This is a genomic window from Micromonospora sp. DT44 (genome assembly GCF_049841635.1).
GTDB lineage: Bacteria > Actinomycetota > Actinomycetes > Mycobacteriales > Micromonosporaceae > Micromonospora.
This window is the reverse complement of record NZ_JBNCKS010000177.1, coordinates 1-401: the sequence shown is the minus strand read 5'-3', so window position 1 is coordinate 401 and position 401 is coordinate 1. Positions and strand designations below refer to the sequence as shown.

Below are 401 nucleotides of genomic sequence, written 5' to 3'. Positions count from 1 at the left end.
GGAGAACGTGGGGAAGAAGCGGTCACGGCCTCGGCGGTCGTTCACGGCGCAGTTCAAGGCCGAGATCGTCGAGTTGTGTCAACGTGGTGACCGCACGGTGAGGCAGGTCAGCCAGGATTTCGACTTGACCGAGACCGCGGTGCGTGACTGGGTCAAGCAGGCCGAACTCGACAGGGGCGCCCGTACTGACGGGCTGACCTCGGATGAGCGAGACGAACTCGCGCAGCTTCGGCGTGAGAACCGCCGGCTGCGTGAAGACGTCGATATTTTGAAGCGGGCAACGGCTTTCTTCGCGAAGGAGACCCGGTGAACGTGTACCCGTTCATCGAGGCGGAGCAAGCCGGCAAGCACAACGTCAAGCGCGCGTGCGAGCTACTCAAGGTCTCCCGGTCCGCCTACTA

1 protein-coding gene is annotated in these 401 nt (G+C 63.1%); it reads left to right on the top strand.

The genetic code is table 11. The annotated features are described in order from the left end of the window. A partial coding sequence (locus tag ACLQ25_RS32830) for a transposase (protein WP_425734608.1) occupies positions 1-310 on the top strand: 310 nt, incomplete at its 5' end. Positions 311-401 lie beyond the last annotated feature (91 nt).